General features: G+C 29.7%; 20 protein-coding genes and 1 riboswitch. Of the genes, 18 read left to right on the top strand and 2 right to left on the bottom strand.

Annotation, left to right across the window (positions count from 1 at the left end; all coding sequences use genetic code 11):
* Window positions 1-179: 179 nt before the first annotated feature.
* From TY07_RS12570 to TY07_RS17395, 9 genes are all read left to right on the top strand, one after another.
* Window positions 180-2,201 (top strand): NEAT domain-containing protein, encoded by a 2,022-nt coding sequence (locus TY07_RS12570; protein ID WP_042400463.1) that lies wholly within the window; start codon window positions 180-182, stop codon window positions 2,199-2,201.
* A 104-nt stretch (window positions 2,202-2,305) separates the two neighbouring features.
* Complete coding sequence (locus TY07_RS12565; RefSeq protein ID WP_042400459.1) at window positions 2,306-2,953, top strand: NEAT domain-containing protein; 648 nt, start codon at window positions 2,306-2,308, stop codon at window positions 2,951-2,953.
* Window positions 2,954-2,994: 41 nt separating this feature from the next.
* Window positions 2,995-3,885 carry a heme ABC transporter substrate-binding protein IsdE gene (gene isdE, locus TY07_RS12560; RefSeq protein WP_042400456.1) on the top strand — a complete coding sequence of 297 codons (891 nt, stop codon included), beginning with the start codon at window positions 2,995-2,997 and terminating at the stop codon, window positions 3,883-3,885.
* 2 nt (window positions 3,886-3,887) lie between these two features.
* The gene (locus TY07_RS12555) at window positions 3,888-4,880 is read left to right on the top strand and encodes a FecCD family ABC transporter permease (RefSeq protein ID WP_042400452.1); all 993 of its coding nucleotides are present in this window, start codon (window positions 3,888-3,890) and stop codon (window positions 4,878-4,880) included.
* Window positions 4,880-5,650 (top strand): ABC transporter ATP-binding protein, encoded by a 771-nt coding sequence (locus TY07_RS12550; protein WP_042400450.1) that lies wholly within the window; start codon window positions 4,880-4,882, stop codon window positions 5,648-5,650. Before TY07_RS12555 ends, TY07_RS12550 begins: the two co-directional genes overlap by 1 nt.
* Window positions 5,651-5,672: 22 nt before the next feature.
* Window positions 5,673-6,395, top strand: a complete 723-nt coding sequence (locus TY07_RS12545; RefSeq protein WP_052330722.1) for an FMN-binding protein — start codon at window positions 5,673-5,675, stop codon at window positions 6,393-6,395.
* A 243-nt stretch (window positions 6,396-6,638) separates the two neighbouring features.
* Complete coding sequence (locus TY07_RS12540; protein WP_042400446.1) at window positions 6,639-7,613, top strand: FAD:protein FMN transferase; 975 nt, start codon at window positions 6,639-6,641, stop codon at window positions 7,611-7,613.
* Window positions 7,614-7,918: 305 nt separating this feature from the next.
* Window positions 7,919-8,002, top strand: a riboswitch (cyclic di-GMP riboswitch).
* Window positions 8,003-8,074: 72 nt separating this feature from the next.
* Entirely contained in the window at window positions 8,075-8,317 is a 243-nt protein-coding gene (locus TY07_RS12535; protein ID WP_042400443.1) for a hypothetical protein, read from the top strand.
* Between the two features lie 151 nt (window positions 8,318-8,468).
* Window positions 8,469-10,511: a pectinesterase family protein gene (locus tag TY07_RS17395; RefSeq protein WP_052330721.1), complete on the top strand. Its 2,043-nt coding sequence runs from the start codon at window positions 8,469-8,471 to the stop codon at window positions 10,509-10,511.
* A 63-nt stretch (window positions 10,512-10,574) separates the two neighbouring features.
* Here TY07_RS17395 and TY07_RS12520 read toward each other — a convergent pair whose 3' ends face one another.
* Entirely contained in the window at window positions 10,575-10,754 is a 180-nt protein-coding gene (locus tag TY07_RS12520) for a hypothetical protein (RefSeq protein WP_042400440.1), read from the bottom strand.
* 254 nt (window positions 10,755-11,008) lie between these two features.
* Here TY07_RS12520 and TY07_RS12515 point away from each other — a divergent pair, with 254 nt between their 5' ends.
* From TY07_RS12515 to msrB, 7 genes are all read left to right on the top strand, one after another.
* The gene (locus TY07_RS12515; protein ID WP_042400437.1) at window positions 11,009-12,208 is read left to right on the top strand and encodes a YgeY family selenium metabolism-linked hydrolase; all 1,200 of its coding nucleotides are present in this window, start codon (window positions 11,009-11,011) and stop codon (window positions 12,206-12,208) included.
* Between the two features lie 16 nt (window positions 12,209-12,224).
* The gene (ygeW, locus tag TY07_RS12510) at window positions 12,225-13,418 is read left to right on the top strand and encodes a knotted carbamoyltransferase YgeW (RefSeq protein ID WP_042400432.1); all 1,194 of its coding nucleotides are present in this window, start codon (window positions 12,225-12,227) and stop codon (window positions 13,416-13,418) included.
* A gap of 75 nt (window positions 13,419-13,493) precedes the next feature.
* Window positions 13,494-14,450 (top strand): carbamate kinase, encoded by a 957-nt coding sequence (arcC, locus tag TY07_RS12505; RefSeq protein ID WP_042400429.1) that lies wholly within the window; start codon window positions 13,494-13,496, stop codon window positions 14,448-14,450.
* An 81-nt stretch (window positions 14,451-14,531) separates the two neighbouring features.
* Window positions 14,532-15,866: a putative aminohydrolase SsnA gene (gene ssnA, locus TY07_RS12500; protein WP_042400427.1), complete on the top strand. Its 1,335-nt coding sequence runs from the start codon at window positions 14,532-14,534 to the stop codon at window positions 15,864-15,866.
* Window positions 15,867-15,946: 80 nt separating this feature from the next.
* Window positions 15,947-18,496 carry a selenium-dependent xanthine dehydrogenase gene (gene xdh / locus TY07_RS12495; protein ID WP_042400424.1) on the top strand — a complete coding sequence of 850 codons (2,550 nt, stop codon included), beginning with the start codon at window positions 15,947-15,949 and terminating at the stop codon, window positions 18,494-18,496.
* Window positions 18,497-18,798: 302 nt separating this feature from the next.
* Window positions 18,799-19,545 carry a hypothetical protein gene (locus TY07_RS12490; protein ID WP_042400421.1) on the top strand — a complete coding sequence of 249 codons (747 nt, stop codon included), beginning with the start codon at window positions 18,799-18,801 and terminating at the stop codon, window positions 19,543-19,545.
* Between the two features lie 40 nt (window positions 19,546-19,585).
* The gene (msrB, locus tag TY07_RS12485) at window positions 19,586-20,542 is read left to right on the top strand and encodes a peptide-methionine (R)-S-oxide reductase MsrB (protein WP_156327493.1); all 957 of its coding nucleotides are present in this window, start codon (window positions 19,586-19,588) and stop codon (window positions 20,540-20,542) included.
* 92 nt (window positions 20,543-20,634) lie between these two features.
* Here msrB and alr read toward each other — a convergent pair whose 3' ends face one another.
* On the bottom strand, window positions 20,635-21,795 hold the full coding sequence (gene alr, locus TY07_RS12480; protein ID WP_042400418.1) for an alanine racemase: 1,161 nt from the start codon (window positions 21,793-21,795) through the stop codon (window positions 20,635-20,637).
* A gap of 225 nt (window positions 21,796-22,020) precedes the next feature.
* Here alr and TY07_RS12475 point away from each other — a divergent pair, with 225 nt between their 5' ends.
* Both TY07_RS12475 and TY07_RS12470 read left to right on the top strand, forming a co-directional pair.
* Window positions 22,021-23,256, top strand: a complete 1,236-nt coding sequence (locus TY07_RS12475; RefSeq protein ID WP_042400415.1) for a peptidase U32 family protein — start codon at window positions 22,021-22,023, stop codon at window positions 23,254-23,256.
* 126 nt (window positions 23,257-23,382) lie between these two features.
* A complete protein-coding gene (locus TY07_RS12470) occupies window positions 23,383-24,735 on the top strand; it encodes an MATE family efflux transporter (RefSeq protein WP_042400412.1) in 1,353 nt (450 codons plus the stop codon).
* The last annotated feature ends 415 nt before the right edge of the window (window positions 24,736-25,150 follow it).

Here is a 25,150-nt window from a genome sequence, read left to right as displayed (position 1 = left end):
TTTTATAAAATATAAAAATATTGTTAAAAAATATATAAATATTGTTGAAACATTTTAGTAAAATATATGATATTATTTTATAAGCAAATGAGAATCAATATCATTTATTATGAGATATAATTTATGATATGTCAATGAAGATAAATGAATTTTGAAATAAATTTAGGGGGATAAGATTTATGTTAAAGAAGAAAATAAGTCAATTATTAGCTGCAGTAATGGTAGCAACTACTGTATTAGGAGCGAATGTACAAGCTGTTGGGGCTACGGTGGTAGATGATACAATAGCAGTTACAGCATCAAAAGTTGAAAATGGAACTTATGTAGTACCAAATACTGCAATGAAAATAGATGGTTCTGGCGAAAGTACTATGAATAAGTTTATGGACAGAGAATCAGTTATAAAGGTTGATGGTGATAAAATTACAGTAACTATGAAATTTAATGAACAAGGCTTAAATGTTGTACAAGAAGTACATGGTGGTACTGTAAATGATGAAGCAGTAGAATTAATTAAAAATGATGATGGATCATTTACATTTGTAGTTCCATCAGTAGATTCAAAAATTAATATTGAATTAACATATGCAATGGGAACTTGGGTTCACACAACAAACTTCTACTTAGTAAATGATATAACATCAATTCCAACAGTTGATGATTCAGTAAATGGTGGAGAGAACATAGAAACTCCAGATAATAGTGGAGATAATGTAGGAAATGATGGTTCAGAAGACAATGGAAACATTGGGGGAGAAGAATCAAAGGTTTTAGAAGATGGAAATTATACATTAAATAATGCTGTTAATAAACTTGGTACATCACAACAAAGTATGGCTAGACAATTTATAGAAGAAAAGACAGATGTTACTGTAAAAGATGGAAAAATTACTATGACATTAAGATACAAAGGTCTTGGATTAACATCTATAAGAAATACTAATGTAAAAGTTAATGGTGTTGCAACTGCTTCTACTGTAAATGAAGATAAATCAGTATCGTTTGAAGTTCCATCAATAGATGCAAAAGTTGAAGTTGAAATGGATATATATGTTCCAAACTTAATGACTGAAATACAATCAATAGATTTAGTAAATGATGTGAATTCGTTAGTAAAAGTTGATGATAATAATTCAGGAAGTGATTCAGAAAATAACGGTGGAAGCACAGATAAGCCTGAAAATGGTGAAGGGAACACTGGAAATGATACTGGGAATGATGGATCAAACAACGGTGGTTCAAACAATGGAACAACTGAAGAGCAAGGTACAAAGGTTTATACAGGAAAACTTGAAGTTACTCATGAAAGTGAAACTGGATTAAGCATGGCTAAAAAGGCATTAGAAGAAACATTAAAAGTTGAAGATGTAAATGGAAAGAAATATGTTACATTAACATTTACTCCTATGGGATCAACAATGATGAATAATCATACAATATATGTTAATGGAAATAAGGTAGATGCAACTAAAACAATGAATGGTGAAATTGTTAGTTTAAGATTCCAAGTTGGAAGTCTAGAAGATTCAATAAAAGTATCAGCTTATGTTTCTATGATGGGAAGTAATGTACAATTTGGAGTTAACGTATTAGAAGATACATTAACATTAGTTACAAATGGGACAACTGATAATTCAGGAACTACTGGAGGAACAACAGGTGGTTCAACAACTAATAATGGTACAAATAATGGTACAAGCGGAAATACAACAACTACTCAAGATGAAGTAAAAGTAACTAAGGGTAAATTATACTCTATTCAAAACAGTGTAACTCATGAAAGTGAAACTGGAAGATCAATGGCTAGAAAATACTTAAACTCTACTTCAAAAGTTGAAGAAATAGATGGTAAGTACTATGTTACTTTAACATTCACTGGAGCAGAGTTTATGCAAAATCATGTGATTTATGTTAATGGTAAAAAGGCAACTATAACTAAAAATACAAGTGGAGACACTACTAATATTAGATTTGCAGTTTCAAGCTTAAGTGATAGTATAACAGTTAAAACTTATGTAGTTCCAATGGATAAAGAAGTTGAGTTTGGTGTTACATTATTACAAGATACTTTAACATTCATTAAGGAATATACAGTAGATACATTACCACAAACAGGAGCGCCAATTGGAGCAGGAGCTGTTGCAGGTTTAGGTTTAATTTTAACATCTGCAGGAACTGTTTTAGTAAAGAAAAGAAAGTAATCTAAATTAATTTTAGTAGGTATATGATATGAGGGGGTAAATAAAATAGTAACACTATTTATTTGCCTCCTAATTTAGGTTTAATGATTAAGGAGAATAGAAAAATGAAAATATTAAATAAATTTAAAGGGATTATAATGGCTGTAATGGCTTTAGGAATTTTCGTAACTATAGGAAGTAAACGTGTATATGCAACTGAAACTGACATTGCAAGTGGTATATATGAAATTGAAAATGATGTTTATCATGAATCAGAAACTGGTATGGCTATGTCAAGAACTTATCTTTTACCATCAATGAGTGTAGAGGTAACAAAAGAACATGTAATTTATACTATAGGTTTTTCAGGAAGTGATTATATGGAGAACTATAGAATGAAGGTTAATGGAGAAGAAGTTCCAGTTGAAATATTAGAAGAAAATAGTGAAGAGGGAACTGTTAAATTAAATGTTGAAGTTGATAAAGTAGATGCAGATATGGCAGCTATTATTTACGTTGGTCCAATGGAAAGAGATGTTGAGTTTAAGGTTATACCTAAGATGGAAACTTTAACTTTAGTACAAGCAATTGAAGATGAAGTTGAGGAAATAGTACCAGAAGATGAAAGTGAAGAAGTTGAAATAGAAGAAGAAAATTTAGCAGTAGTAGCTGATAATGAAAAAAGCAGCAATAATGTTATTTTAATTATAGCTGGTGTAGCTGTGGTAGTTGCAATTGGAGCAGTAGTAATTGTAAAAGCTAAAAAGAAATAATGAGTTATTCAAATCAAATATTTATAGGAAGGTTATAGGATATGAAATATAAAAGAATTATATCTATGATAGCTGCAGGGGTTATGACTTTAAGTTTTATGAGCTGTAGTTCTGATAATAGTGAAAATAAAAGTGTAGCAGTAGGTACTGGTGAAGAGGTAGTAGTAGCAACATCTGTTGCAGTAACAGAAATATTAGATGCATTAGGTGTTAAGGTTTCAGGGGTTCCAAGTACATCTTATGAATTGCCTGAAAGTACTGAGGGAGCTGTTGAAATTGGAAATCCAATGAGTCCAGATTTAGAGATAATTAAATCATTAAATCCAACAGTAGTAGTATCAGTAGATACTTTAGGTTCTGATTATATGAATTTGTTTATAGAAAATAACATTCCAAGTGAGTTTGTTTCATTAGAAAGCTTAGATGGATTAAAAGAAGCAATTATTAGTTTAGGTGAAAGATTTGATAAGGATGATGAAGCAACAGCTTTGATAAATGAAATACAAGCAAAAGAATTAGAAGTTCAAGAAAAGGCGGCATCATTAGAAGATACAGATGTTTTAGTTTTATTTGCAGCACCAGGTTCAACTATGATTGCAACATCTAAATCTTACATTGGAAGCTTAGTCGAACTTGTTGGAGGAAAAAATATTATTGAAGATAATAGTACATCATTTACTACTTATAATAAAGAAGATTTAGCAATGCTTAATCCAGATAAGATTTTAGTTATGGTACATGCACTTCCAGAAGAAACAAAAGCAGCATTAGAAGCTGAAATGGCAACTGATTCTGCATGGCAAAATATAGATGCTGTAAAAGAAGGAAATGTAGTTTACTTAGATAGTGAATATTTTGGAATGAGCGCAAATCTTAAAGTAATTGAAGGATTAGATATGTTAAGTGATATAGTTCATGGTATTGGAGAATAATTATGAGAGTTTCAGATAAAAAGTTTAAAATATCATTTATAATAATATCCTTATTAGTATTATTAGCAACAATATTAGTTTCATTAAAATTGGGTAGTGTTAACATAACATTTAAAGAACTTATAAGTGGATTATTTTCAGGGCAATCAGATGGAAATATAGGAATTATCAAAGATTTAAGAATGCCAAGAGTAATAATAGCTGTATTGGTTGGAGCTAATTTAGCAATAGCAGGGGTTTTATTACAATCGGTAATAAGGAATCCACTAGCAGATCCATATATAACAGGTATATCTTCAGGAGCATGTGTAGTTACAGTTTTCTTTATGGTATTTATACCAAGTGTAACTAACTTAAGACCTATATTTGGGTTCTTTGGAGGATTAGTATGTTGTGTGATTATTTATTTTATGGCATATAAAAATGGGTTATCACCAATAAGAATTGTACTTGCAGGTGCAGCTTGTAATGCATTATTAAGTGGACTTTCATCAATGATTACTGTTAGTGCAGGACTTGGAGCGAGCAATATTCAAAAATGGATGATGGGAAGCCTGGCTACAGTTAATTGGAGTAATGTAAAGATATTATTAGTTTATTCAGTTATAGGAATAATTACAGCATTATTATTAAGTAAGATATGTAATATATTAGCGCTTGGAAGTAAGAATGCGAGAAGTTTAGGATTTAATTCAGATTTATATATGATAATAGTTACTGCTGTAGCAGTATTCTTAGCAAGTATATCAACAGCAATTGCAGGGGTTATATCTTTCGTTGGATTAGTTGTTCCTCATGTTTGTAGAATAATTATAGGATCAGACCATAAATATTTAATCCCATGTAGCGGAATAGTGGGAGGATTCTTAGTCTTATTTGCTGATACTGTTGGAAGAATGGCCATGAGGCCTAATGAAATACCGGTTGGAGTAGTAACAGCTATATTTGGAGCACCATTTTTCTTATATCTTTTAAGAAGGAGTGACTTAAAATAATGATAAAAGCAAAGGATTTATACTTCTCTTATGATAAAGATAAGAGTTTTATTACTAAGTTAAATGTTGAAATAGAAAAAGGAAAAATAACAACTATATTAGGTCCTAATGGTAGTGGTAAATCTACCTTGTTAAGTATATTTGCAGGATTAAATAAGCCTACTTCTGGAGACGTAAGCATTAAAGGTAATTCTATAAAGTCATTAAAGCAAAAAGATTTGGCAAAAGAAATCGCCACAGTTCATCAGCAAAATACAGTTCCTAGTGATATTACGGTTAAAGAATTGGTGTCTTATGGCAGAATACCTCATAAAAAGTATTTCCAAGGAAATAACGAAAGTGATGATGAAATAATAGAATGGGCAATAAAAAGAACAGGCTTACAAAGTTTAAAAGACAAAGCTGTTATGAGTATGTCGGGTGGAGAAAGACAAAGAGTTTTTATAGCAATGGCATTAGCGCAAAAAAGTGAAATTTTATTTTTAGATGAGCCTACAACATATTTGGATATTTATCATCAAGTTGAAATACTAGAACTTGTTAAAGAGTTAAATGAAGAAAGTAACTTAACTGTTGTTATGGTATTACATGATATTAATCAAGCTATAAAATATAGTGATAATGTTATAGTTATGAAGTCAGGACAAGCAATAGCAAGTGGTAAGGCAAATGAGGTTATAAATATGAATTTACTTAATGATGTTTATAAAATTGGTGGTTTCATTAATGAAATGGAAGAAGAAACGGTATTTGTACCATTAAAATTATAATTAGAGTAAAGGAATGTATAATATGAAAAGTAAAAAAAATAAAATATTAGCTGCTACTGCTTGCGGTGTTATAGTAACTTCAATAGGAGCAAGTTTTTTATTCAATAAGCCTAATGAGGATAAAGCAGAGGATATAAAAAAAGATATTGAAGAAATTGAGAATAACGAAACAGAAGAGCTTGCTGAAGAAATAGAAAATACTGAAGAAAGTATTGAAAATATAATTGAAGAAGATAACAATGAAGAGGAAGTAAATATAGCTATTAGTGAAAGTTCATCATCAAACAATAATACTGATAACAGTACTACAAGTAATGCTACAAACAATTCTAATACAGCAACTTCACAAAGTACTACAACGAACAATAGTACAAGTAATTCACAAGCAGGAAATGCTATAGTTGAAGAAGTGAAAGATGAAGTAAGCAATAATGGTGGAGGGTCAAGTTCAACGACTAATGATAGTGTGGAAAGTACATCTAAATATAAGGATGGTACTTATTCAGGGTCAGCAACAGGATTTGCAGGAACGCTACAAGTTAGTGTACAAATATCTAATGACGTAATAACAGGTATTACTGTTATTAGTCATAATGATACGCAAGGAATTTGTGACAGAGCAATAGAAGAAATGCCGGGTAAAATAATATCAAGTCAAAGTACTAGTGTTGATGTAGTTTCAGGAGCATCATATACTAGTAAAGGAATAATAAATGCAGTAAATGATGCATTAAGTAAAGCTTAATTTAAGTAAGAGGTAAGAGATAAGAGGTAAGAGTTTAAATGGTAAACTTTTACTTATTAACTATTACCTCTTACTTTACTATGTGGCATAATTATTTTACATATTAAAATTGATTTATAAGATAAATAATAAATGCTATAAATTTTGCATTAAGTAATTTTCAGTCTTTTAGAAAAACTAATACTAACATTAATTTATAAAATGATAGTTTATATATAAAATATTAAGGAGAGTAATAGTTATATGAAATATTTTGTAGAGAAAGAAGATTTTATATTTAATACACGAGTATATCAAAAAATATGTTATGACAATAATGATATTAAAACGAAAGAGATAGAAGAAATAGCTGAAAAGGCTACTAAATTAATGAGGCAATTTGAAGAAAAATTAAGTTTTTTTTATGAGAGTAGTGAAGTAAGTAGTATTAATGAAAATGCATCAAACGGCTTTATAAAAATTTCTAATGATACTTTTGAAATATTAAAAAAATCAATTTATTATTCTAAATTAACCAATGGTATATTTGATATAACTATTGCACCTTTAGTTAAAGCATGGGAAATAAATAGTGATAATCCTACAATCCTAAGCAAAGAAAAGATTGATGAATTAATTGATTTAGTTGATTATGAAGATGTTATTTTAAATAAAAATAATTCAACAGTAATGTTATTAAGAAAAAATCAAAAAATAGATTTAGGAGGAATAGCTAAAGGATATATTGCCGATAAAATAATTGATTTTTATAAAGAAAATAATATTGATTCGGCCATAATAAATATAGGTGGTAATATAAAAGTATTAGGGCAAAAGGATGAAAATAGTTTTTGGAGTATAGGTATATATGAGCCAAAAAAACATAGTGAAAAAATTATATGCTCAATTGAAGCAAAAGACAAGTCAATAGTTACATCTGGTGGATATGAAAGGGCATTTAGTTATAATGGAGAATTATATTGTCATATATTAAATCCTAAAACTGGTTATCCTATAAAATCAGATTTAAAATCAATTACGATAGTAAGTGATAAATCAATAGATGGAGATTCGTTATCAACTCCTTTATTTATTATGGGTAAAAATAAGGCTTATGAGTTTATGAAGAAGCATAATATTAGTGGAGTAATGATTACAGATAAAGATGAAATAATAGTTACTAAGAATTTGTTAGAAGGATTTAAATTATTTGAAGATTATAAAGTATTAGCCTTTTAATAAGTTTATAGTTTGATTATTTAGTAGTGAAATAAAAAGTGAAGCTCTTATAGTTATGTATGTTATAAGGGGGATTTTAAAGTTATGTAGTTAAGTATTTCGAATTAATTGAAAATATTAATATAATAAAAAGTATATGAATAATATGATAATGTGAAAATTAATATACGTAGATTATTTTTTAATACAATTCTAAATAGCCTTAGATGTAATTTATAATACAAATTATGGATAAACAACCATTGATTCACTGGATGGGGGTTGTGGACTAAGTAATTTTTGTATAGTATTATGTTTTAAGTAAGATAAAAAATAGAAGCTATGATGTATATTCTGTATATGGGCACTTGGAATGTATTGAGTTATTAGTGCAACCGGCTATAATCTAAATTTTTAGATAATAGCCGGTTTTTATATTTGCAAAAATATAAACAAAAACGAAAGAAGAATGGGAAATAAAAATGAAAAAATTTCTAAAAAGTAAAAGCTTAAGCTTTATTGTTACGTGTATGTTTATGGTTACATTTATTGTGCCAAGCATAAATGTATATAGTGAAGAAATGTTAAGTTATTTACCCACAGGATTTACTAATGTAGCTATTGGAAAAAATAATGCTAATAATGGAAATGTCAATTTTGACAAAGATACAAAAGTACTAACTGTAACTGGTTCTGGAAATCAAAATAGAAAACAATTATGTTGATAATAATGTTACAAACTTTACAAATTACTTCTATAAGGTAATTGCTGCAAATGAAGAGGGAACAAGTAATGATTCACAAATTGTAAGAGCATTACCTAACAATAGTAATCCATTAAATCTTCAATATGAAGAAAATGCTGCAAAGTTTACTATGACCGAAGAGCCAAATGATACTGTATTTAGTTCAAAGGTAAACATAGCAGGATATACAGATAAAGATGGAACAATAACGATAAAGCAAAATGGAAAAGTTTTAATTGATTCAGAAGCAAAAGCTACAAATGAGGTTTTTGAAGTATCAATTAAATTAAATCAAGGTAGAAATGATATACAAATATATCAAACAACTAATGATGGTAAGACAACTTTAAAAAGCTATAATATAGTTTATTTAACTAATGATGGATATGATATAGTTGTAGATAGTAAATATGATGGTAAGTCAGGTGAATTAGTAAATGATAAGCAGACTTATAGTACAGTTACTGAAGCAATTAATTCAATAAGTACAAAAAATACTGAAAGAAAAGTTATATTAGTTAAGAATGGAACTTATGAAGAAAAGGTAACAATTCAATCACCTTATATAAGTTTAATTGGTGAAGATAGTGAAAAGACTATATTAACGTATGATGCAGCTAATGGAACTATAAATCCTAATACAGGAAAAAATTATGGAACAAGTGGAAGTGCATCTATAACTGTTAAATCAAAGGCTATAGGCTTTACAGCTGAAAATTTAACTATAGAAAACTCATTTGTAGAACAAGGAAATAATAATGAGCAAGCAGTTGCGTTAAATAATCAAGCAGATGAAAGTATTTTTATTAATACTAGATTTATTGGAAATCAAGATACCTTACTAGCAGATGCAAGTGCATCAGTTCCAGCAAGACAATATTATTATAAATGTTACATAGAAGGTGATGTTGATTTTATATTTGGTCGTGCACAAGCTGTGTTTGATGATTGTGATATTGCATCAGTAAATAGAGAATCAACTACTAACAATGGTTATGTAACAGCAGCAGATACTTGGGATAAAGATAACTATGGATATTTAATAATGAATTCAAGATTAATAGGACTTGATGATATAGCTGATAGTACTGTTTCATTAGGTAGACCATGGAGATCAAGTAGTCAAACACAACCAATGACTCCAGCAGTTACTTATGTAAATTGTTATATGGGAGATCATATAACAACAAAAGGATGGGACGATATGGGAGATTCATTAGCAGCAACAGCTGATTTTAGTGAATTTGGAAGTTTTGGACCAGGTGCAAAATTAAGTGATACTAGAAAAGTATTATCTGTTGATGAAGCTGCAAAGTATACATTAGAAAAGGCATTTGGATCAAGTGCTGCAACAGTAAATGGTGAAGCTGCATTTAAAGATAATTGGAATCCTAGATCAGAGGAATCAAGTATTAATATACATGATCTTTATGGCAAATTTGTACCTGTTACATCATTAATAATAGATGTTAATGAAATGATGTTAACAGTTGGGGATAAAAAAATAATTATATCTACAGTAGGACCAGAAGAAGCTACTGATAAGACTGTAACATTTGAATCAAAAGATAATAATGTCGCTACAGTGGATGAAAGTGGAAATGTAGAGGCTATAGGGGTTGGTACTACAGTAATAACTGTAAAATGTGGTGATATTGAAGTAGAATGTAAAGTAACAGTTAATCCAAAATTAACAGTAATAAATAGTGCTCCAATGATATCAGCAGAAGATGTAACAATAAATGTTGGAGACAACTTTGAAGTTATGAACAATATTACTGCAACTGATAAAGAAGATGGAGATATAACATCAACTATTAAAGTTATAGAAAATACAGTGGATACAACAAAGGCTGGAGAATATAAGGTAGTATATAAAGTTATAGATAGTGAAGGTGCGAGCACAACTAAGACTATAACAGTAACTGTACAAGAAGTAATTAATGATTCAGTAGTTGTAGAGCCGGAAAATACTCCAGAAAATAGTGGAGACAATAATACAAGTAATAATACCAATGGCAATAATGAAAGTAACAATGATGCAAACAATAGTAATAATGTAGATAATTCAAATTCATTACCACAAACTGGTGATAATTCTGCAGCTATAGTAGTAATATTAGCATTGGTTGTTATAGTAGCTGGTGTATTTATGTTTAAAAAGAAGAAATAATGTTTAAAAAGGTATAAGAAAACTATTATGTAGTTTTCTTATACCTTATTTTTTTATACAAATTTATAAATCATCAACATCTTGTTCTTCGCCATATCTTACAGTTCCTTCAGAACTAAAGCTATCATTAGGGTCTTTTTCTATAAAATATCCATCATTAGGTTCTTTAGAATTTTTAGCAAATTTAGTGCAGGATTTCATTTGAACATCTTTTAAATCAGATATATTTTTCATTTTACTCATAGAAATTACTCCTTTGATATTTAAAATATTAACATTAGTATAAGTAAATATTATTAAAAATAAACACAATTTTAAAATTTAATATAACATATGTCTAATTTTGATAAGTATTTTAACTTTACTTTAAGGTTTTAAAATTCCATAAAATAAAAGATTCACATAAAAAATAAAACTTCGTAATGTTAATGAATGTATATTGAAGACAATCTAAGCATAAGGAATTAGTAACTACTTTATTATATAAGGAGGATACTATGGATTTTAAAGAAATAAAATTAAAAGCTGAAGGCTATAAAAAGGATATGAGTAGATTTTTAAGGGACCTAATAGCTATACCTGGGGAAAGTTGTGGGGAAGAAGAAGTTATAAAAAGAATATATAAGGAAATGGAAAAGTTAGGATTTGATAAGATCGTAATTGATGGAATGGGCAATATTTTAGGATATATGGGTAATGGAGAAAAATTGATAGGATTTGATGGCCATATTGATACAGTTGGATTAGGAGAATTGAGTAATTGGAAATTTGATCCTTATAAAGGGTATGAAAATGATGAAGAAATAGGTGGAAGAGGAGCTTCTGACCAACTAGGTGGAATTGTAGCAGCAACTTATGGAGCAAAAATTATGAAAGACTTAGGGCTTTTAAGTGATAAATATACTGTATTGGTAACAGGAACAGTTCAAGAAGAAGATTGTGATGGGTTATGCTGGCAGTATATTTATAATGAGGATAAGGTAAGACCAGAATTTGTAGTAATTACAGAACCAACAAATGGGAATATATATAGAGGGCAACGTGGACGAATGGAAATAAGAGTTGAGGTAAAGGGAATATCATGTCATGGTTCAGCACCTGAACGTGGAGATAATGCCATTTATAAAATGTCGGATATACTTCAAGAAGTAAGAATGTTAAATGATAATCTTCATTATGATGAATTTTTAGGTAAAGGAACAATAACCGTTTCAGAGATATTCTTTAGTTCGCCTTCAAGATGTGCAGTGGCAGATATGTGTGCAATTTCATTAGATAGACGATTAACAGATGGTGAAACTTATGAAATGGCGTTAGAAGAGGTAAGAAATTTACCATTTGTAAAAAAATATAATGCTAAAGTAACAATGTATAAGTATAAGAGGCCAAGCTATACAAAAGTTGTTTATCCAACGGATTGTTATTTCCCAACATGGGTAATTCCAGAAGAAGCACCTGCAACAAAAGCTGTAGTAAAGGCTTTTGAAGGAATGTATGGAACTCCAAAGATTGATAAATGGACATTTTCAACTAATGGAGTATCTATAATGGGTAGATTTGGTATACCTTGTATTGGATTTGGGCCAGGAAAGGAAGAAGAAGCACATGCTCCTAATGAAAAAACTTGGAAAGCTGATTTAGTTAAATGTGCAGCAGTTTATGCTGCAATACCAACTATTTATTGTAATAACAAATAATAAGGAGATATTAGGGATGGAATTGATGGAAACATTTATTAATAAATTAAATGAATTAAATTTTAAAGAGATGTATAATAACGATTTTCTGTTAACATGGGAAAAAACTGATGATGAAATAAAGGCTGTTTTTACAGTTGCAGAGGCTTTAAAAAGATTAAGAGAAAATAATATATCTCCTAAGATTTTTGATAGTGGATTGGGAGTTTCGCTTTTTAGGGATAACTCAACTAGGACAAGATTTAGTTTTGCTTCTGCCTGTAATTTACTAGGACTTAAAGTACAAGATTTAGATGAAGGAAAATCACAAATTGCTCATGGTGAAACAGTAAGAGAAACTGCTAATATGATTTCTTTCATGTCTGATGTAATAGGAATTCGTGATGATATGTATATAGGTAAAGGAAATACTTATATGAGAACTGTATCAGAAGCAGTTAGAGAGGGTTATAAAAGTGGGTGCCTAGAGCAAATACCAACTTTAATTAATCTTCAATGTGATATAGACCATCCAACACAAGTTATGGCAGATACTCTTCATTTAATTAATGAATTTGGAGGAATAGAAAATTTAAAAGGTAAAAAGGTTGCTATGACATGGGCATATTCACCATCATATGGTAAGCCTTTATCAGTACCACAAGGGGTAATTGGTTTAATGACTAGATTGGGGATGGATGTAGTATTAGCACATCCAGAAGGATATGAAGTAATGAATAGTGTTGAAGAAATAGCTTATAAAAATGCTAAAGCTTCAGGTGGATCATTTACAAAAACTAATTCTATGAAGGAAGCATTTAAAGATGCAGATATAGTTTATCCAAAAAGCTGGGCACCTTATATAGCTATGGAAAAGCGTACAGATTTATATGGAAAAGGTGATAGTAATGGAATAAATGAGCTAGAAAAAGAATTGTTATCTCAAAATGCAAAACATAAGGATTGGCAATGTACTGAGGAATTAATGAAGACTACTAAGAATGGAAAAGCTATTTATCTTCATTGCTTACCAGCTGATATTAGTGGAGTAAGTTGTGAAAGTGGTGAGGTTGAAGCTTCAGTATTTGATAGATATAGGAATTTATTATATAAAGAAGCAAGCTATAAGCCTTATATTATTGCTTCTATGATTTTCTTAAGTAAGATGAAAAATCCACAAGAAGCATTAAGAAATTTAGAGACAAGAGGAATAGAAAGATATTTGAAATAAAAATATCTTTTACTATAGAAAATATCAATTAGCGAAATAGATATAAATTTATGGATAGTAAAGGTGGTGAATATAATGAAAAAAAGGATAGTTATTGCGCTAGGTGGAAATGCATTAGGGGATACATTAGAAGCGCAAATGATAGCAGTAAAATCAACAGCTAAAGCAATAGTTGACTTAATTGAAGAAGGGGATGAGGTAATTATATCTCATGGAAATGGTCCTCAAGTTGGGATGATTAATAGTGCAATGACTGAATTTCATAAAACAAATATGAAATATTCTATATGTCCAATGTCAGTGTGCGTAGCAATGAGCCAAGGATATATAGGGTATGACTTACAGAATGCAATAAGGGAAGAGTTATTAAATAGAAATATAAATAAAGGTGTAGCAACTATAATTACCCAAGTTGAAGTTGATGAAAGAGACAAAGCATTTGAAAATCCAACTAAGCCAATAGGCGCCTTTATGACTAAAAAGGAAGCAGATAGCATTGTAAAAGAGGGTAAGAAGGTTATAGAAGATAGTGGTAGAGGATATAGAAGAGTTATAGCATCACCTAAACCTATTCGAATAGTAGAAATTGAAACGATAAAAGCGCTAATAGAAAATAATCAAGTTGTAATAGCTTGTGGAGGTGGAGGTATTCCTGTAATTTCTAAAGGCAATCATTTAAAGGGGGTTGGAGCTGTAGTTGATAAAGATTATGCAAGTGCGGTTTTAGCAAAAGAAATAAATGCTGATTGTTTAGTTATTCTAACTGCGGTAGAAAAGGTTGCAATAAATTTTGGAAAAAAGGATGAGCAGTGGTTAAATGAAGTAAATGTTAATGAAATGAAGTTATTTCTTAAGAGCGGGTATTTTGCTCCTGGGTCTATGAAGCCTAAAGTAGAGGCTGCAATAGAATTTGTAGAATCAAGAAAAGATAGATATTCAATAATTACTTTATTGGAAAAGGCTAAAGAAGGAATTTTAGGTAAAACAGGAACTAGAATTGTTAATTTTAGTACAAAAGTAAAAGCAGATTAATAGAAGCGTAAAGAAGTTATGATAAGTATGTGGAAATAACTGAAAAATAAAGTGGAGTATGTAAAGAAGGTGGGTATAGGTATGATTTTAATTGGAAATGGAAGGGTTATTACAAATGATGAAAATGAAAGAATTATAGAAAATGGATGTATTGTTATTGAGGGGAATACAATTAAAGAGGTTGGTGATACATCATTAATTAAATGTAAGTATGAAGATAATGAACATGAGTATATAGATGCAGAGGGTAAGATTATTATGCCAGGTATGATAAATACTCACCATCATATATATAGTGAATTTGCAAGGGGACTAGACTTTAAAAATGAGAAGCTACAGTCATTTACTGATATATTGAAAAATGTTTGGTGGAAGCTTGATAAGAAGCTAACATTAGAAGATTTAAGATATAGTGCATATACAGCATTTATTGAATGTATTAAAAATGGAGTTACAACAGTTTTTGATCATAATTCAAGCCCTATGAGTATAAGTGGAAGTTTACCTACGATTTCTAATGTTGCAGATGAATTAGGAATTAGAGGATGTTATTGTTATGAAGTTTCAGATAGAGATGGAAATAGGGTTTTAGATCTTGCGATTAAAGAAAATATTGATTTTATAAAGTATGCAGAAAAGAAACAAGATGATATGACTAAAGGCATGTTTGGAATGCACGCGGCTTTTACATTAAGTGATGGAACTTTAAATAAATGTGTTAAGGCCATGGAAGGTATTGATACAGGGTATCACATTCATGTTGCAGAAGGAAAAGAAGACTTAGAAAACAGTTTGAAATTATATAAAAAGAGAATAGTAAAAAGATTAGATGATTTCGGTATATTAGGAGAAAAGACTATTGCAGCTCATTGTTTATATATAGATGATGAAGAATTAGATATATTGAAAGATACAAAAACTATGGTTGTTAACAATCCAGAGTCTAATATGGCTAATGGAGTAGGGGTCGCGGCTATTAAGAGTATGTTAGATAAAGAGATAGTATTAGGAATTGGGACAGATGGATATACAAGTGATATTTTTGAGTCAATGAAGGTAGAAAATCTTATTAACAAATACCATTTTGGTGACTATAATAGTGGATTTATGGAAACTAAACAAATGGCATTAAAAAATAATATTAAAATTGCTTCAAGATTTTTTGAGAAACCACTAGGGGTATTAAAGAAGGGAGCGTATGCAGATCTAATCATTGTAGATTATAAGCCATTTACTCCTATGAATAAGAATAATTATTTTGGACACGTATTGTTCGGAATTTCAGGAAAATCTGTTGATACAACTATAATTAATGGAAAAGTTGTTATGAAAGATAGGAAGATAGTTAGTATTGATGAAGAAAAGATTTGTAGAGAATCAATCAATATTGCAGAAAAGCTTTGGAAGAGGATATAGGAGGAAAAATAATGGAGGTAGCGAGATTCAGAGCTAAGCATGAATATATTATGCTTGAGATTTGCTAATCGAATAAAAATATGGTTAGTTTTTTTCTAAATGGTCAACTTAAGTGGATAAGTGAAGAAGAAAAGTTAATAAAGTATTTAAGAGAAAATGAGAACTTAGTTTCTGTAAAAAATGGATGTAATGAAGGGGCTTGTGGTGCATGCATGGTTCTAATTGATGGTAAGGCAACAAAATCATGCATTGTAAAGGGTAAAAAACTTGAAGGAAAAAATGTAATAACGATAGAAGGATTAAGTCAGAAGTATAGGAAAGCATTTGCATATGCTTTTACTAAAGCTGGTGCGGTTCAGTGTGGATTTTGTATACCAGGAATGGTTATAAGTGCAGTAGGATTATTTAATAAAACATTAAATCCTTCATTAAATGATGTGAAGAAGGCACTTGTTGGAAATATATGCAGATGTACAGGATATAAAAAAATCGAAGAAGCAATATTAATGGTAGCTGAAATAATAAGAGATAATAAAGAAATTCCATTAACTAAATGCAAAGGACTAATAGGAGATTCGTTGGGAAAAGTAGATGCTGAAAATAAGGTATTAGCCTTAGATGGATACTGTGATGATTTGAAGATTAAGGGAATGTTATATGGGGTAGCACTTAGGCCTAAATATCCTAGAATTCTAATAAAAAATATTGATTATAACGAGGCTTTACAGATAAAAGGAGTAATTAAAGTAGTAACAGCTAAAGATATACCAGGAAATAGATTTTGTGGGCATTTAAAAAAAGATTGGCCAGCATTAATTGATATAGGTGAGGAAACTAGATATATTGGTGATGCAATAGCGTTAATTGCAGCTGAAAGCGAAGAGATTGCAAGAAAAGCAATGGGGTTGATTAAAGTTGATTTTGAAAAATTGAAACCAATAACTTCGCCGAATGAGGCTTTAGAAAAAGATGCACCAAAACTTCATAGTGACGGTAATGTTTTAGCAAGAGAGATTTTGAAAAGAGGAAATGTAGATGAAGCATTAAAAAAATCTAAATTTATTGTTAATAATAAATATTCCGTCCCTTTTACTGAACATGCTTTTTTAGAACCGGAATCAGCACTTGCTATACCTACAGATAGTGAATTAATAGTTTATACAGGTACTCAATCTGTTTATGATGATTTAAGAGAAATTTCATCTTTGTTAGGAGTTGATATAGATAAAATTAGAGTTGTTTCAAAGTATGTTGGAGGCGGTTTTGGTGGTAAGGAAGATATGAGTTGTCAACATCATACAGCACTTCTTGCTTATTTAACTGGAAAACCAGTAAAAATGACTTTAACTAGGGCTGAAAGCATTAATGTTCATCCTAAGAGACATGCTATGGAAATGGAATTTACTACAGCTTGTGATGAAAATGGAATATTAACAGCCATGAAAGCAAAGATAATTGCAGATACTGGTGCTTATGCATCTTTAGGAGGACCTGTGTTACAAAGAGCGTGTACTCATGCTGCAGGGCCATATAATTATCAAAATTCAGAGGTTGAAGGAATTGCAGTATATACTAATAATCCACCGGCAGGTGCGTTTAGAGGATTTGGAGTTACTGAATCAGCATTTGCAACTGAATCTAATATAAATAAACTTGCGGAATTAGTTGGTATATCTCCGTGGGAAATAAGATGGAGAAATGCAATAGAAGCAGGTCAGGAATTACCCAATGGGCAAATAGCAGATAGTGATACTGCATTTAAAGATACTTTACTTGCTGTTAAAGATGAATATTATAAAAGTGAATTTGCTGGAATAGCTTGTGCATTTAAAAATTCTGGAATAGGTGTAGGGTTACCTGATATAGGAAGGACTATTTTAGAAGTACAAAATGGGAAAATAATAATAAGAACGTCTGCAGCTTGTATGGGACAAGGAGTAGGAACAACAATGACTCAAATTGTTTGTGAGGTATTAAATATAGATGCAAATAGTGTAGTTTGGATACAGCCGGATACGAAAAGGACTCCTGACGCAGGAACATCAACGGCTTCAAGACAGACTTTATTTACAGGAGAAGCTACTAGAATAGCAGCATTAAAGTTAAAAGCAGCTATTAAAGGAAATGACTTAAATTCAGTTAATGGACAAGAGTTTTATGGTGAGTATTATGGTAAAACCGATAAAATGGGAAGTGAAAAAAATAATCCTATAAGTCATGTTGCTTATGGATATGCAACACAAGTTGTAATTTTAAATAAAGATGGAAGTTTGAAAAAGGTTATTGCAGCTCATGATGTTGGAAAGGCAATTAATCCTTTGAATGTTGAAGGGCAGATTGAAGGAGGAGTTGTTATGGGACTTGGATATGCATTAACTGAAGATTATCCATTAAAGGAGAGTATTCCAACTGCAAAGTTTGGAACTTTAGGGTTGTTCAGATCAACTATGGTTCCTGAAATAGTACCAATTATTGTTGAGAAGAGTACTTCGAAATTAGCTTTTGGAGCAAAAGGTGTTGGCGAAATTACATGTATTCCAACAGCTCCTGCAGTTCAAAATGCATATTATAAATTGGATGGCATCTTTAGAACTAAGTTACCACTAAAAAATACGTTTTATAGAAAATAATGAAGTATTAACTGAAATTATTATTTTTTATTAAAATATATATTAAATTTAGTTAAGTAAACTTACTGATTAGATAGATGTAATGATATTAAATTAATACAAAACAATAAAAAAGTTAAATATTTAGACATATGATATCAGAAAAGATATTGTATGTCTTTTTTTGAATGAATAATAGAAATAAAATACATAATCTAATTTATAATAATTTACTTGTATTTGAAATATGTATTTACATTAAATAAAGGTATATAGTATATATTAATATTAATTATGCAATTTAATATATAAATGAGGTAATTATGAAAAAGACATTATACGAGTATAAAGATAAAATAAAAAAACTACCTATAAAAGATAAGTATTTAAAAAATGAAATATTAATTGAAGACTTTCTTATTGATAAGGAAAATAATATAGAAATATATTATGCACCACATAATGAATATCTAAATCCTAAAGCGAAAATTTTTATAGTTGGAATAACACCAGGGTTTCAGCAAATGAGCACAGCTATATCAACAGCAAGAAAATGGTTAGAGGTTAGTGATGATATTGAAGAAATACAATATAAATGCAAATCAGAGGCTAGATTTAGCGGAAGCTTAAGAAAAAATATAATTTCTATGTTAGATGAAATAGAACTTAATAGGGTTTTGAGTTTAAATAGTTGTGAAGAGTTATTTGGAGACAGAGATGTTTTATTACACACAATATCGCTAATACCTTATCCTGTGTTTGTAAAGAAGGAAAATTATACAGGTCATACACCTAAATTAATAAAAAGTGATTTTTTAATGAAATATATATATGATAATTTTATTAATGAGTTCAAAAAGCTAAATGAACCAGAAAAAGTATTATTAATACCGTTAGGTAAAGCTGTTGAAGAAGTATTGATAAGGCTTCAACAAGATGGGATTATTAAAGAAAATCAAATACTGTTAGGATTTCCCCATCCGTCAGGAGCCAATGTAAATAGAGTTATTCAATTGGAGAAAAATAAAGAAAATATGATTAAATTTATTAAGAAGCATTTTAATATATAAAGTGGTTTAGAATTAATATTTCACATGGAGGGTAATAAGTATGAGTAAGATAAAGAAAGCTATTTTTGCAGGAGGGTGTTTTTGGTGTATGGTTAAGCCCTTTGATTCATATGATGGTGTAAAAAGTGTTATAGTAGGTTATACAGGTGGAAATATAGCAAATCCAACATATGAGCAGGTTTGTAGGATGGAAACTGGACATTATGAAGCTGTGGAAGTAACATATGACGAAGATATTATAAAATATATAGAGTTAGTAGAAGCCTTTTTTATGAGCATAGATCCTACTGATGAAGGAGGACAATTTAATGATAGAGGAAGAAGTTATGAAACTGCTATATTTTATTGTGATGAAGAGCAGAGAAGAGTTGCAGAAGATTATAAGTTAAAATTAAATGAAAGTGGGATGTTTAACAAACCAATAGCAGTAAAGATACTAAAAGCTAAAGAATTTTATAAAGCAGAAGAATATCATCAAGATTATTACAAGAAAAATCCTTTTAGATATAAAGCTTATTATGTAGGGTCAGGTAGAAAGCAATTTATAGAGGAAGCTTGGAAGCTTTCAAGTAAAAGGAAAAGTGAGCTTAAAGATATATTAACACCTCTTCAGTATAAAGTTACTCAAGAAAATGGAACGGAACCACCTTTTGATAACGAATATGATGATAATTTTGAAGAGGGAATATATGTTGATATTGTAAGTGGAAAACCTTTATTTTCTTCAAAAGATAAATTTAACTCAGGATGCGGTTGGCCTGCATTTTCAAAGCCAATAAATAAAGGGTATATTAAGGAAAAGCAGGATTTTAGTCATGGAATGTTTAGAACAGAAGTAAGAAGCACACACTCAGATTCGCATTTAGGGCATGTTTTTACAGATGGACCAAGCGAATTGGGCGGATTAAGATATTGTATAAACTCTGCATCATTAAAATTTATTCATAAGAATAAAATGGAAGAGTTAGGATATGGAGAATATATAAAAAAATTATAAGGGCTTATATATTAAAAAAGTATGTAGATATTAGGATTACTACATACTTTTTATAGTTATATAAATTGTGAATAAAGTTTAACTTAAGGCTTTTATACATTATTTTTAACATCGAAAATTTTACCATCTTTAATATAAACCCTAGGAACTCTTTTCTTTAAAAGACAAAGTACTTCATAATTAATGCTGTCACAACATTTGGCAAGATCATCTGCATCAAATTTAATATTATCAGTTTTTCCAAGTAAAATTACTTCATCTCCACTTTTAACATTTCCGATATCTGTAATATCAATCATAAATTGATCCATGCAAATATTGCCTACTATAGGAGCAAGTTTACCATTAACAATTACTTTAGCTTCGTACTTTAATTTTCTGATATATCCATCAGCATATCCTATAGGAATAGTAGCAATTATACTTTTTCTAGTTGTTTTATAAGTTCTATTATATCCAATATACATGCCTTGCTCTAATTCTTTGACGTGAGCAATTCTGGCTTTTAAAGTTAAAGCAGGTTGTATTGATAAATTTTCTTTATTTACTTCATTTGATGGATAATATCCATAAAGTATAATTCCAGCTCTTACTGAATCTAAGTAGGTATTTGGCATATCTATTATTGCTCCACTATTAGAGGCGTGTTTTAAAGGTATGTTTATTCCTACTTCGGTAAGTTTTTCAATAAAGCTGCTTATTTGATTAAATTGATAATGAGTATAGTCTTTATCTTTTTCATCAGCACTAGAAAAATGGGTAAATATACCAACGACATCTAATCCCTTTAATGAGCAAATTTCACAAACTTGATTAAAGCTTTCTTGAGAAGGTAAAAACCCGATTCTACCCATTCCAGTATCTAAAGCTATATGAACTTTTGCTTTTTTATTAAGTGTTAATGCTAAATCAGATAATTCTTTTGCATAATCTAAATCGTAAATTGTTTGTTCTATATCATAATTAATTAGTTCTTCACCTAAATATAAAGGGGTATAACCAAGAATCATTATAGGTGCAGTAATATTATTATTTCTTAGTTCGATGGCTTCTGTAAGCATAGCAACAGCTAATCTAGAGGCTCCGTTTTCTAAAAGAACAGGTGCAACATCCAAGGCTCCATGTCCGTAACAGTCTGCTTTAACAACAGCCATTACTTCTTTATCGCCAGCTAATTTTTTTATATTTCTCATATTATTTGCAATTATATCTAAATCTATTTCAGCCCATACAGGTCTCATTATCTTATCCATTATCACACCTCGAATTTATTTACATCTTTACTATTATTGTAATAAAAAAAAGCTAAAATGATAAGTACCACTGCATATATAAATTTTAACAATAGTGGCACTATAATAGTTAATAGTTAATAGTTAATTCTTAACTGAAAAAAGTGTTTTGCATTTTTTGCACATTGTTTATTAAGATAAAAAATGATATTATAAGTAAAAATCTAAATAGAAGGATGAGATATAATGTCAATAAAATATAAAAAGCCAGAGCTTTTAGCACCAGCTGGAAGCCTTGAGAAATTAAAAATTGCATTTCAATATGGTGCAGATGCTGTATATTTTGGAGGTGAAGCCTTTTCTTTAAGAGCTGCAGCTCAAAACTTTACTTTTGAAGAGATTAAAGAGGGTGCAGAATTAGCTCATAGCTTAGGAAAGAAGATATATTGCACAGTAAATGTAATGCCAAGAAATGAAGGAATAGAAAAGTTACCTGAATTTTTAAAAAGTCTTGAAGAAGCAAAGGTAGATGCGGTATTAGTATCAGATCTTGGAGTATTTAGAACTGTTCAAAAGCATACTAATTTACCGATACATATTAGTACTCAAGCCAATACAGTAAATTATGAAGGGTGTAATATGTGGCATGATTTAGGAGCAGAACGTGTAGTTTTAGCTAGAGAGTGCTCATTAAAAGAAATAAAAGAAATTAGACAACATATTCCAGAAGAATTAGAATTAGAAGTCTTTGTACATGGAGCAATGTGTATGTCATATTCAGGAAGATGTTTATTATCAAGTTATATGACAGGAAGAGATTCGAATAGAGGTGCATGTGCGCAGAGCTGTAGATGGAAATATTCATTAGTAGAAGAAAAGAGACCAAACCAATATTTCCCTATTGAAGAAGATCAACATGGTACATATATAATGAATTCAAAGGATTTATGTATGATAGAGCATTTACCAGAACTTTTAGAAGCAGGTATATCATCATTAAAGATAGAAGGAAGAAATAAAAGTGAATATTATGTTGCTATAGTTGTGAATGCATATAGAAAGGCTATAGATTTATATTATGAAGACCCAGAAAATTATAAGTTACCTAAAGAATTAAGAGATGAGATGTACAAAGTTAGCCATAGAGAATATAATACTGGGTTCTTCTTTAGTGAACCTAAAAGTGATGCAATAATTTATCATACAAATGATCATGTTAGAGAATATGATGTTGTTGCTATAGTACATGAGTATGATGAAGAAACTCAAATTGCATTATGTAAACAAAGAAATAAATTCATAAAGGGAGATAAAGTAGAAATATTAACTCCTGGTGAATTTGGAGAAAGCTTTGTGGTTGAAGAAATTTATAATGAAGGTGGAGAAGCTATAGATGGATGTCCACATCCAGGAATGATGTGTAAAGTTAAAGTGCCATTTAAAGTTGGTAAAAATAGCTTTATAAGAAAAGAGTTAGTGTAAATAAGTTGTTTGTAAGATAGAGATTGTTTTGTGCTAAATAAAATAGTCTCTATCTTTTTTTTAATAAAAAGATATGGTATTATTATGTAATTTATGAATGTATAATTTATGGGAGGAGGTGTGTGGATGAAAAATAAGGATAAAAATTTATTAATTCAATTATTTATTATTGCGATACCGATAGCAATACAAAATCTTATTAATGTAGGCGTAAGTGTTACAGATACATTGATGATTGGAAATATAGATGAGTTGCAGTTAGCAGGAATTTCACAAGCAAATCAACCGTATTTTATTTTTACCACTTTAATATTTGGACTAGCATCAGGATCTATGGTTTTAAATTCGCAGTATTGGGGGAAGAGAGATATCGAATCAATAAAAACTATAATGGGGTTGATGATGAGGATTGCAATTGTTGGAGGATTAATAGCATCTTTGGTAGTACTCATTTTTCCAAAAGAGGTTGTATCAATTTTTACTAATGAAAAAGTAGTAATTGAATATGGAGCTATGTATTTAAGAATAGTGGGTTTCTCATATGTATTCTCTGCATTTACAGGAGTATATTTAATGGGGCTTAGAAGTATACAAAATGTAAATGTATCCATGTGTATTTATGGATTTTCATTTATATTAAATGTATTTTTAAATTATATATTAATATTTGGGCACTTGGGGATGCCTAGGTTGGAGATTATAGGAGCTGCACTGGCAACTTTAATAAGTAGAGTATTTGAAAGTATATTAGTAGTTATATATATGTATGGAATTGAAAAACAAATTAAGTATAAATTAAGTGATGTTTTTAGAAGGACATCTATGTATTGGAAACATATTGTTAGATATAGCCTACCAGTATTATTAAGCGAAATTAATTGGGGGTTAGGTATATCTGTTCAAGCAGCTATTATTGGAAGATTGGGTGCAAGTGTAATTGCAGCAAATAGTTTTATAAGTGTGCTTCAACAGTTAGCAGGTATTGCAATTATGGGATTTGGCGGAGGTGCTGCTATTATAGTAGGGAATTTAATTGGAGAAGGAAAAGAACGTGAAGAACAAGTATTGAACTTTTCTAAATTACTAGTTAAGCTTAGTTTTTTCTTAGGGATAATTATTGCTATTGGTATTATAGCAATTAGGCCAATAGCACCAAGTTTTATAAAAGTTTCCAAAGAGACAGCTGAATTAATTAAAAATATGTTATATGTTTCTGCATTTTTATTGTTATTTCAATCAGTAACAGTTACAACATTGGCCGGTGTATTAAGAGGTGCTGGTGATACTGTGTTTTGTGCAATAAATGATATTGTTACTTTATGGGGGTTAAAAATAGTATTAGGGACTATTTGTGCATTTGCATTAAAATTTAATCCTGTTTTAGTATATTTAACTTTATCTAGTGATGAGTTTTTTAAAGCTTTAGTGACTATTCCAAGAGTTTGGAAGGGAAAATGGATTCATTATACAACTGTTTAGTGAAAATTACGTATTAATAGAATTTATAAAATGAAGATGTATCAAACTTTAGGGTAATATGAATATTTTTAAGTGAAAATGGGTATTTATATTAATAAGATATCTTGATACGTCTATTATTTTATAATATTAGTATAAATTATTCTTAAACTTATCCTAGTGTATCAATATTAGAATAAGAAAGAAAATGATATAAAATGATAGAATAAAGAGTTTAATTCTAGAATTTAGCTGAATTATATATTTTGTTTTAAATAATACATGGTAGTATTAGATACATCGCTGAGGGCAGAAAAACAATATGTTTATATGCTAGTAGTAAGCGAAAAATTTCTTAAAGAAAAATGTTGAAAGTTTTTTAAAAAAATGTTGACATGAATCGGCAAGAATGATAAGATAAGAAAGTCGCTTTGGT

It is taken from the genome of Clostridium saudiense, from assembly GCF_000577815.1.
Classification (GTDB): domain Bacteria; phylum Bacillota; class Clostridia; order Clostridiales; family Clostridiaceae; genus Clostridium; species Clostridium saudiense.
This window is presented reverse-complemented; position numbering and strand designations above follow the sequence as displayed.

What these genes read in the sequence shown, in the direction of transcription:
- TY07_RS12570 (WP_042400463.1), top strand. Translation starts at nt 180, where the DNA reads ATGTTAAAGAAGAAAATAAGTCAATTATTAGCTGCAGTAATGGTAGCA.
- TY07_RS12565 (WP_042400459.1), top strand. Translation starts at nt 2,306, where the DNA reads ATGAAAATATTAAATAAATTTAAAGGGATTATAATGGCTGTAATGGCT.
- isdE (WP_042400456.1), top strand. Translation starts at nt 2,995, where the DNA reads ATGAAATATAAAAGAATTATATCTATGATAGCTGCAGGGGTTATGACT.
- TY07_RS12555 (WP_042400452.1), top strand. Translation starts at nt 3,888, where the DNA reads ATGAGAGTTTCAGATAAAAAGTTTAAAATATCATTTATAATAATATCC.
- TY07_RS12550 (WP_042400450.1), top strand. Translation starts at nt 4,880, where the DNA reads ATGATAAAAGCAAAGGATTTATACTTCTCTTATGATAAAGATAAGAGT.
- TY07_RS12545 (WP_052330722.1), top strand. Translation starts at nt 5,673, where the DNA reads ATGAAAAGTAAAAAAAATAAAATATTAGCTGCTACTGCTTGCGGTGTT.
- TY07_RS12540 (WP_042400446.1), top strand. Translation starts at nt 6,639, where the DNA reads ATGAAATATTTTGTAGAGAAAGAAGATTTTATATTTAATACACGAGTA.
- TY07_RS12535 (WP_042400443.1), top strand. Translation starts at nt 8,075, where the DNA reads ATGAAAAAATTTCTAAAAAGTAAAAGCTTAAGCTTTATTGTTACGTGT.
- TY07_RS17395 (WP_052330721.1), top strand. Translation starts at nt 8,469, where the DNA reads ATGACCGAAGAGCCAAATGATACTGTATTTAGTTCAAAGGTAAACATA.
- TY07_RS12520 (WP_042400440.1), bottom strand. Translation starts at nt 10,754, where the DNA reads ATGAGTAAAATGAAAAATATATCTGATTTAAAAGATGTTCAAATGAAA.
- TY07_RS12515 (WP_042400437.1), top strand. Translation starts at nt 11,009, where the DNA reads ATGGATTTTAAAGAAATAAAATTAAAAGCTGAAGGCTATAAAAAGGAT.
- ygeW (WP_042400432.1), top strand. Translation starts at nt 12,225, where the DNA reads ATGGAATTGATGGAAACATTTATTAATAAATTAAATGAATTAAATTTT.
- arcC (WP_042400429.1), top strand. Translation starts at nt 13,494, where the DNA reads ATGAAAAAAAGGATAGTTATTGCGCTAGGTGGAAATGCATTAGGGGAT.
- ssnA (WP_042400427.1), top strand. Translation starts at nt 14,532, where the DNA reads ATGATTTTAATTGGAAATGGAAGGGTTATTACAAATGATGAAAATGAA.
- xdh (WP_042400424.1), top strand. Translation starts at nt 15,947, where the DNA reads ATGGTTAGTTTTTTTCTAAATGGTCAACTTAAGTGGATAAGTGAAGAA.
- TY07_RS12490 (WP_042400421.1), top strand. Translation starts at nt 18,799, where the DNA reads ATGAAAAAGACATTATACGAGTATAAAGATAAAATAAAAAAACTACCT.
- msrB (WP_156327493.1), top strand. Translation starts at nt 19,586, where the DNA reads ATGAGTAAGATAAAGAAAGCTATTTTTGCAGGAGGGTGTTTTTGGTGT.
- alr (WP_042400418.1), bottom strand. Translation starts at nt 21,795, where the DNA reads ATGGATAAGATAATGAGACCTGTATGGGCTGAAATAGATTTAGATATA.
- TY07_RS12475 (WP_042400415.1), top strand. Translation starts at nt 22,021, where the DNA reads ATGTCAATAAAATATAAAAAGCCAGAGCTTTTAGCACCAGCTGGAAGC.
- TY07_RS12470 (WP_042400412.1), top strand. Translation starts at nt 23,383, where the DNA reads ATGAAAAATAAGGATAAAAATTTATTAATTCAATTATTTATTATTGCG.